7 protein-coding genes and 1 pseudogene are annotated in these 7,533 nt (G+C 55.8%); 4 read left to right on the plus strand and 4 right to left on the minus strand.

Annotated elements, in window-relative coordinates; genetic code table 11:
* The 4 genes and pseudogenes from ABLA28_RS09480 to ABLA28_RS09495 form a co-directional block, all read left to right on the plus strand.
* A pseudogene (locus ABLA28_RS09480) lies at positions 1–193 on the plus strand (hypothetical protein); the annotation flags it as partial.
* 63 nt (positions 194–256) lie between these two features.
* Positions 257–1,042 (plus strand): energy-coupling factor transporter transmembrane protein EcfT, encoded by a 786-nt coding sequence (locus ABLA28_RS09485; RefSeq protein ID WP_347713458.1) that lies wholly within the window; start codon positions 257–259, stop codon positions 1,040–1,042.
* Positions 1,039–1,872: a tRNA pseudouridine(38-40) synthase TruA gene (gene truA, locus ABLA28_RS09490; protein WP_347713459.1), complete on the plus strand. Its 834-nt coding sequence runs from the start codon at positions 1,039–1,041 to the stop codon at positions 1,870–1,872. The genes ABLA28_RS09485 and truA overlap by 4 nt, the downstream gene beginning before the upstream one ends.
* Positions 1,873–2,328: 456 nt before the next feature.
* Positions 2,329–3,567 (plus strand): tyrosine-type recombinase/integrase, encoded by a 1,239-nt coding sequence (locus ABLA28_RS09495; protein ID WP_347713460.1) that lies wholly within the window; start codon positions 2,329–2,331, stop codon positions 3,565–3,567.
* A gap of 3 nt (positions 3,568–3,570) precedes the next feature.
* On the opposite strand, the gene ABLA28_RS09500 is transcribed toward ABLA28_RS09495, so the two are convergent.
* Genes ABLA28_RS09500 through ABLA28_RS09515 form a run of 4 tightly spaced genes read right to left on the minus strand, consistent with a single transcriptional unit; the run spans position 3,571 to position 7,180 of the window.
* Positions 3,571–4,458, minus strand: a complete 888-nt coding sequence (locus ABLA28_RS09500) for a DNA adenine methylase (RefSeq protein ID WP_347713461.1) — start codon at positions 4,456–4,458, stop codon at positions 3,571–3,573.
* Between the two features lie 32 nt (positions 4,459–4,490).
* Positions 4,491–6,125 carry an AAA family ATPase gene (locus tag ABLA28_RS09505; protein ID WP_347713462.1) on the minus strand — a complete coding sequence of 545 codons (1,635 nt, stop codon included), beginning with the start codon at positions 6,123–6,125 and terminating at the stop codon, positions 4,491–4,493.
* A 37-nt stretch (positions 6,126–6,162) separates the two neighbouring features.
* Positions 6,163–6,420 carry a hypothetical protein gene (locus ABLA28_RS09510; RefSeq protein ID WP_347713463.1) on the minus strand — a complete coding sequence of 86 codons (258 nt, stop codon included), beginning with the start codon at positions 6,418–6,420 and terminating at the stop codon, positions 6,163–6,165.
* Positions 6,421–6,433: 13 nt separating this feature from the next.
* Positions 6,434–7,180 (minus strand): HNH endonuclease, encoded by a 747-nt coding sequence (locus tag ABLA28_RS09515; RefSeq protein ID WP_347713464.1) that lies wholly within the window; start codon positions 7,178–7,180, stop codon positions 6,434–6,436.
* Between the last annotated feature and the right edge of the window lie 353 nt (positions 7,181–7,533).

Here is a 7,533-nt window from a genome sequence, read left to right on the forward strand (position 1 = left end):
ACACTCGACTAGTCGTCGGCAGCGTCAGATGTGTATAAGAGACAGGCCCTTGCTGATGCAGTCGCTGAGTTCCCCGGTGTGGCCGGAGGTACTCCAGGTCTCCGACCGGCTGCGTGCGCGCTGCGGCAGCGTCCCTCTGACCTGGGACCCCGATGTGCTGCTTCGGGCGATCGAGACGGCGATCAAATTTTGAAATGTCGCCATGTCGCTTCGATTTTGATGTTTTGATGCTTGGATTCTGATAAGGAGCCCTCACGTGCAGCTTTCTGCATCCCCCATGGGGCAGTACGTCCCCATCGATTCCCCGGTCCACCGGCTGGACCCACGAGCCAAGCTCCTCATGCTCGTGCTCCTGGTGTCGGCCGTGTTCGTCTCGGACGATCCCCTGTCGCTGGGGCTCTGCACCCTGGCCTTCTTCGGGGCGATGGCCCTGTCCCGCCTATCCTGGCGGGCGGTGCTGCGTTCCTCCCGTCCCATCCTGTTCCTGGTCGCCTTCACGTTCGCCTTCAACGTCGTCTCCGAGCTCTGGATGGGGCGTCCGACAGCGCTTGCCCTGGTTCGTGGAGGGCTTACGGCGCTTCGTCTGACGGTGCTGATGCTCTTTGCCCTGCTGCTGCCCCTGACGACGGCCCCGCTTGAGCTGGCCGACGGACTGGAGCGTCTGCTCCATCCCCTTGCCCGCTTCGGCTTTCCCGCCCATGAGTGCGCGATGATGGTCGGGGTGGCGCTGCGCTTCATCCCCCTGCTGATGGAGGAGACGGACCGGATCATCCGGGCGCAGCTCTCCCGGGGAGCCCGACTGGACCAGGGAGGGCTTGTCCGTCGCGTCATGGCCTTCTTCCCCGTTCTGATCCCCCTATTCGTCATTGTCTTCCGCCGTGCGGACGAGATGGCTCTGGCCATGGAGGCCAGGGGGTACCGCGGGGGGGAGGGGAGGACGAGGCGGCGTCCCCTGGTTTGGAAGACGAGCGATACGCGTGCCGCCGCCCTGACGGTGTGTGCCGTCGCCCTCCTTCTTGCCGCAAGGAGGTTCTGGCTGTGAGCCCCCGGAAATACGCCGCGCGGATCGCTTACAGGGGGGGCGCCTATTCGGGCTGGCAGCGCCAGCGGGAAGGGCTGGGTGTCCAGGAGGTTCTGGAGGAGGCTCTATCCCGGTTGGCGTCCGGTCCGGTCCGGGTGATCGGGGCGGGCCGGACCGACAAGGGGGTCCATGCCGTGGGGCAGGTGGCCTCCTTCCGAATGGACCGCGACTGGGCGCCGGAGCGTCTGCAGCTGGCCGCCAACTTTCACCTGCCCGAGGACGTTCGGGTCATGGGCGTCTACCCGGTCTCCGAGCACTTCAATGCGCGGCGCAGCGCCCTGTGGCGGGAGTACCGTTACTTTATCTGGCACGGCTGGGTCTGCCCGCCGCATCTGAACGGGCTTGTCTGGTGGCGGAAGGTCCCCTGGGCGATCGACCGGGCCCGGGCCGCCTGCCGCCTCCTGGAGGGCGAGCACGATTTCAGGGCCTTCTGCAAGACGGGCGAGTGCCCGGAGCGGAGCGTGCGGACCCTGGAGCGCGTCCGCTGCCGGCGCTGGGGGCCGATGACCGTGCTCTCGGTTCGCGCGCCCTCGTTTCTGATGAACATGGTGCGCATCATCGTGGGCAACGTCGATGCCGTGGCGCGGGGCAAGAAGTCCCTGGACTGGCTGGAGGCCCTTTTGGCGGGGGACGAACGTTCCCGCTCCGCCGTGACGGCACCGGCCTGCGGGCTCTATTTTTGGAGGGCCGGGTATCGGGAGCTTCCGGATGAGGGGACCTTGGGGCGCGATGGGTTCTGGGGCGGAAGCCTGGGGAGTCCCGACGGCAGGGACTCGGCCGGAGTCGGATAGCGCTTGAGAGGAACTTTGGCGGACGGCTGACGGAATACGGGGGAGATTTTCAGAGGCTTGGATTTACAAACCAAACGCAACGGTAGCCGGAAAGTGTCTCGGCTTTCGTACCCCGAACAAGGCCTTTTTTCGATTTACCTGTTGCATTTGATTGGACACTCCAGCCTGTAAAGAAAAGAAAAAGGGTTCAGAGCAAAATCCCCTGAACCCTTGGCATTCTTGGAGCGGAAGACGGGATTTGAACCCGCGACCCCAACCTTGGCAAGGTTTTATAAACGATTTTACCGGCTTTTTGCTCTGTAAGGATTTTTACGCATAACACATTGCAAAATCAATAGCTTAGGTTTGTTTTTGTTGTCGTTTTTGTCGCTCAGTATACCCTGTGTTATACTTGATTTGCTTCAAGGGCGCTTCAAGGGATTCCCAATCGCCTATTTTGACACGGGGACGGACGACATGCCAAAGGTCAAGTTCACCCAATCTTTTCTCCTGTCCGTGAAGCCGGATGCTTCTCTCAAGGGCGTCTGGTATTCCGACTCCGCCACGCGCGGCCTTCAGCTCTACGTCGGCGCCGCTGGCAAGAAAACCTGGTACGTCTACTACCGACGTCCGGACGGCAGGTCCGCACATCATAAGCTCGGCGACGCCGACCTCTTCTCCGTCACCGAGGCCCGCAACGCTGCCCTCGAGTTCCTCGCAGCCCTGGCCAGAGGCGAGACCCCCTACGAAAAGCCCGAGGTTCGGGACAAGATGTCCCTGGGGCTGTTCATCGACGACATCTATGGCCCCTGGGTTCTGGAGCACCGCCGAAGCGGCGAATCTACCGTGGCCCTCCTGAAAAGCTCCTTTGCCGAGCTTCTGGACCTGGAGCTGGATGCGGTGTCCGTCAAGCACGTCGAGGCCTGGCGCGCGAAAGAACGCAAGCGCGGGCTGAGAATCTCCACCATCAACCGCAAGATAACCGCCCTCAAGGCCGCCCTCAACTGGGCCTACAAGCGGGGCATCATCGAGGCCTATCCCCTGGCCCGGCTGGAGATGCTGCGGGACGAGTCCGACCATCGTGTCCGCTACCTCTCCGGAGAGGAACGGGAGCGGCTCTTCGAGGCTCTCGATGCGAGGGAACGGCGCCTGCGGGAGGAGCGAACCCGATACAACCAATGGCTGAAAGCGCGCGGGAAGACGCCCCTTCCCAATCTCGACAAGGCCCCCTTTGCCGACCACCTGAAGCCCATGATCCTGGTGTCGCTGAACACGGGGATCCGGCAAGGTTCGCTCTTCGCCCTTCGGTGGAGCGACCTCAACATGAGGGAGGCGATCCTGACCGTCCGGGCGGCGAGCTCCAAGAGCGGCAAGACCATCCGCATCCCCCTGAACCGGACGGCACGGGAGGCCCTGAGCGCCTGGCAAAAGCAGACGCGGGGGAACGGCGACGGGCTGGTGTTCCCCTCCCCCAAGAGCGGCGGCATGATGGACAACTGCAAGAGCGCGTGGGAGCGCCTGCTGAAGGACGCGGGCATCGAAGGCTTCCGGTGGCACGACATGCGGCACGACTTCGCCAGCCGGCTGGTCATGGCCGGCGTCGACCTCAACACCGTCAGGGAGTTGCTGGGGCACGCAGACCTGAAGATGACGCTGCGGTACGCGCACCTGGCGCCCGAGGCGAAGGCCCGAGCGGTGGAGGCGCTGGAGGGATGAACCTTAAACGATCGCTTTAAGATCGTACATGAGGGAGAAATATTTCCCTGAGCTTTCTGGGAAGAAGGCCGGCAAGCTCAGGTTATGAGAAAAGGCCATGAATTCCGTTCCCCTTTTTTTGTCCTGAGCTGTGTAATTTAGGGAATAGGTGATAGCGCTATACCCTTCGTAAAAGGCTCTGATCTCCTCCTTGTTGTCATAGGAGACAACCCAGTAGTAAGGGGTTCCAGTAATGCAGTTGGCCACACTGTCGTGATCTTCTTTGTGATAAAAATTATCGTAGAGCTCCGCTCCCTTTTCAAAATACGGAGGATCAAGGTAAAAAAGCACACGCTGTACTGAAAGAGACAAGCTTTTCAAGTAGTTAACAGCATCCATTCGAGACAGATGGATGTGTTCCTTTTTAGAGGCTATGGCCTGAATGCGGCGGATAAGGTCCTTTTTAGTGTAACGCGCGTCTAATTTCCAGTCCCCCAACTGCCCCTTACCGCCAATGACGCCTCCCTTAATGATTCCTGATCGGTTGGTGCGATTGAGAAAAAACGTTGAAAACCCCAAGGCAAGACAATCCGAGCTTTCTACGTCCTGTTGGATCGTTTTCTGCCTCTGCCACTCTTCCATCGAAACAGGAGTGTCGTTGATTTTGCGGCACAAATCATCCGTCAGGTTCAGAACACAAAACCAAAAGGAATAGATGCCTTTATTGATATCGTTAAGATAAAGGCGACTAACCCATCCACGAAAAAGCAACGAAAGAGCAAGCCCCGCCCCCCCAGCGTAGGGCTCTACATAAGAGCATCCTTGAAGATCATTTACCCGAATCAACGCCTCAAAAAAACTGAGGAGCTTCCTTTTCCCGCCGGGGTATCGCAAGGGTGTATAAAAAGACATGGGCAACCTCCTTTCTTGATAGTTTAAAAAAGCTATTGAAAATTGGCCATAGGGGAAACTACGGGAATCTGTAACCTTTTTGCAATACGGTTAAACGCATTTATGAAGGCCTCCAGAAATATATTTGTCTCTTCTTGGTGCCTTGTATGCCAGAAATCAAAAAGATGAAACTCCTCAAAGAATGGTTGCATCTCCCGAAACCACTCCTTATACAATTCTCGTTCTGCTCTGGACTGCCTTTGTTCAAGAAGCTCCCTTTTTTTCTCTCGTAAGTTCCTTAGATTTATTCCACGACTCATAAGCCCATCTTGAGAGTAAAACTCTTGGCTTTCCTCCTGCGAGCAAAGGAAGTCCATCAGGACGGATTCCGGCCTGCTCTCGCCTGGCAAGCGGACAAAATTGTTAGGAAGCCCCTCTGGGGAGGCATCCCCATCACAGATAAACAAGATTTCATTAAAAGTCATCGGGTCTTTTTCAAAAAGATTTTGAGCTTCCCTACACCCTAACCTGACCCCTTCTACAATATCGAGTCGTCCAAGAAGATAATGTTTTTCCAGTAACTTCCTCAGAAACCACCTTGTCTCGTCATCTTCAGCATAAACCTTGATACGCAATGGCTGTGTCGCTAGATTTTCCCTTAAATCATTTTCAATCAAGCACTGTTCAGGATTGCGAAAGATTTCCAAAGAGCCGCGAGCCTTTGTCAAATAGATAAGCTCAATGTTATTTTCATCGGGCGTATTATGCTGTACCTTGTTTGTTACATAACTTAGTAAGTAAAGGCTATGGGTGGTACAAACAACCTGAAAATCGTTACTCCTCGCTTCTTCAATCAAAAGCTTTATCAGCTTTATTTGTGAAGCAGGATGAAGTGTAGCATCTATTTCGTCGATAAGCAGTATAGCGCCTGGAAATTGGGGGCCCAGTTCTGTCTTCAAAGCCTTTATATTCCAGACCGCGGAAAGAATCTGTCCGATGTTATCCTGACCGGCAGAATTTGCCAATGCGTCATAATTGGAGGTCGTAAATCCTATTCCTTTTTTCCTTCGCGTTTCACTGACACTGACCTCTTCAAGATCCTCAACTGTTTCAGTCATAGAAAGAATTCGGCTGGCCCGCTCTGAAATCCAAGAAATCGCAGCCGGATCTGATTTTCGAAGACTTTTATTCGTACATTTTTCAGATTCCCCATAGGGAAAAAGGCGAGAAAGCCCTAAATAAATTGAAGCCATCTGCTTTTTTGCACTGGACCTTTTCCCTTCGATATCCTTATAGGGGATGATTCTAAAGCGCTTAGTCTCTGTCTCTTGTTCTACGCCTACTTCTTGATAGATTTTACCTTTATTGTGTTTTTGCCACGTAATACGCACCTTGCGCAAATCATTATCATCAAAATAAAAGGTCATTAAATTTGAGCCTGACAGGTCGTATTCTTGGCTAGCAGCAAAAAGCTCTGAAAATTCAGTTCTAAAAGAGCGAGGATTAAACATAGACGAAACTCGTTGCCTGGGCTTCTTGTATTCAACACAATTCCCTATCAAGCCTAAAAGATTTGACTTTCCTGTGCCATTTTGCCCTGAGATTACCGTTAACATTTCCCCGAGATGAAAGGTCTGGTTCTGGAATATTCGGAATTTCTTTATCTCTAATCGGGTCATCTTAGGCATAAAGCTTCCCCCTAACTTTTTCTGTTACTTATAACCCTTACCGCGAAACCAGTAGCGCCATTTTGTAGCCGGTGACAGCCAGCCAATTATGCCATTCCAGTTCAACAGGCTTTCCCAAGCGCCGAAAACGATACATGAAAATCCAGGCTCCCCAGAGACAGGCAGCGGCGACGCCCGCACGTCCTATCCTTAAGCCGTAAGTCCCAAACAGAAGGCACTCCAACCCAATGCCGGCATACATTACCGCCAGCAAACTCAAACGATCCCCTTTGGAAAAATACTCATTCTGCCACACAGCAACACCCCCTTTAGTTTGTCTCCGCTACCTTCGACATGCGTCGGACGATGAAGGTACGATTGGACTTGCGGAGGTGACAATATCCCTTGACGCACTGGACGCCGTGGCGGGTCTCCCATGCCTTCGGCGAGAAAACCCGGTCGGTCTCCTTCCCCTTCTGATCCCGATAGTGGAAGCGGACTGCCGTCCCGTTCCGCATCGCTTCCGCAAGCAAGGCCATCCTGCGCGAGTAGGCGCTTTCCTTTTTTACGGCCGACGACGGAGCTCCCAAAGTCCGTCCATGCGCCTTCTCGTGGCAATCCCTGCAAAGACAGATCAGGTTGTCCGGAGAATGCAGCCCGCCTTGCGCGATGGGTGTTTTGTGGTGGACATCGAGCTCGTCCTCACGTTCCCCGCACTCTTCACATTCCCATCCAGCCCGCTTCAAAACACGTTCGCGCCGGTTATCCCAATCCGGGGGATAGGTGGGCCAGTGTTCGTGAATCCAATGGAAGCAGTGCAGGGCTTTCGGCTCCCTGGCAAACAAGGCTCGAGCGGACTCGACCGAAGTGATTTTCGATAAGGCGTCGTAGTATTTCTGATAGCAGGAGCGATGAACCGCCTGGGGGGACTGCAGAGGCAGCCGATCCTCCTTCAGGACGAGCGTGTGGCAGATCGGGCACAGGAGCGGATCGGCCCCTTCGACGGTTCCGGAGAACTCGGCGTATCCGGGGGAGTCCTCGAGCCACGAGAAATAGGACAGGAAACGGACATCCACCGGAGCGGGATCTGGCGCCGGGGCGGGGATCCGATGCGCGGGACGAGAAGGGGGAGCCTTATCTCCCCATAAAAGTTCGTTGAGCTCCTGTGTGCTGGGAGGTTCTTCTCCTGAAGAGGGCTCCTCAACCTTGTCGGTATCCGGGAGGGGCAAGGAAACGGCCGGCTTTCCGACGAGCGCCTTCACCTTTCCGGACTCCGGGGCCGGCGTCTCCAACTCGGAGGCCGGAGGAAGTGCTTCGGGAACGGGAGATGCGGGGTCATCGATATCGCCCCAGATCACGCGACCATGAACCTGCGGCCGTGGAGGGCGGGGCGCTGGAGTGGAGCGGAACAGAGAGACGATTCGATCCC

It is taken from the genome of uncultured Fretibacterium sp. (genome assembly GCF_963544685.1).
Lineage (GTDB): Bacteria > Synergistota > Synergistia > Synergistales > Aminobacteriaceae > CAJPSE01.

What these genes read in the sequence shown, in the direction of transcription:
- ABLA28_RS09495 (WP_347713460.1), top strand. Translation starts at nt 2,329, where the DNA reads ATGCCAAAGGTCAAGTTCACCCAATCTTTTCTCCTGTCCGTGAAGCCG.
- ABLA28_RS09500 (WP_347713461.1), bottom strand. Translation starts at nt 4,458, where the DNA reads ATGTCTTTTTATACACCCTTGCGATACCCCGGCGGGAAAAGGAAGCTC.
- ABLA28_RS09505 (WP_347713462.1), bottom strand. Translation starts at nt 6,125, where the DNA reads ATGCCTAAGATGACCCGATTAGAGATAAAGAAATTCCGAATATTCCAG.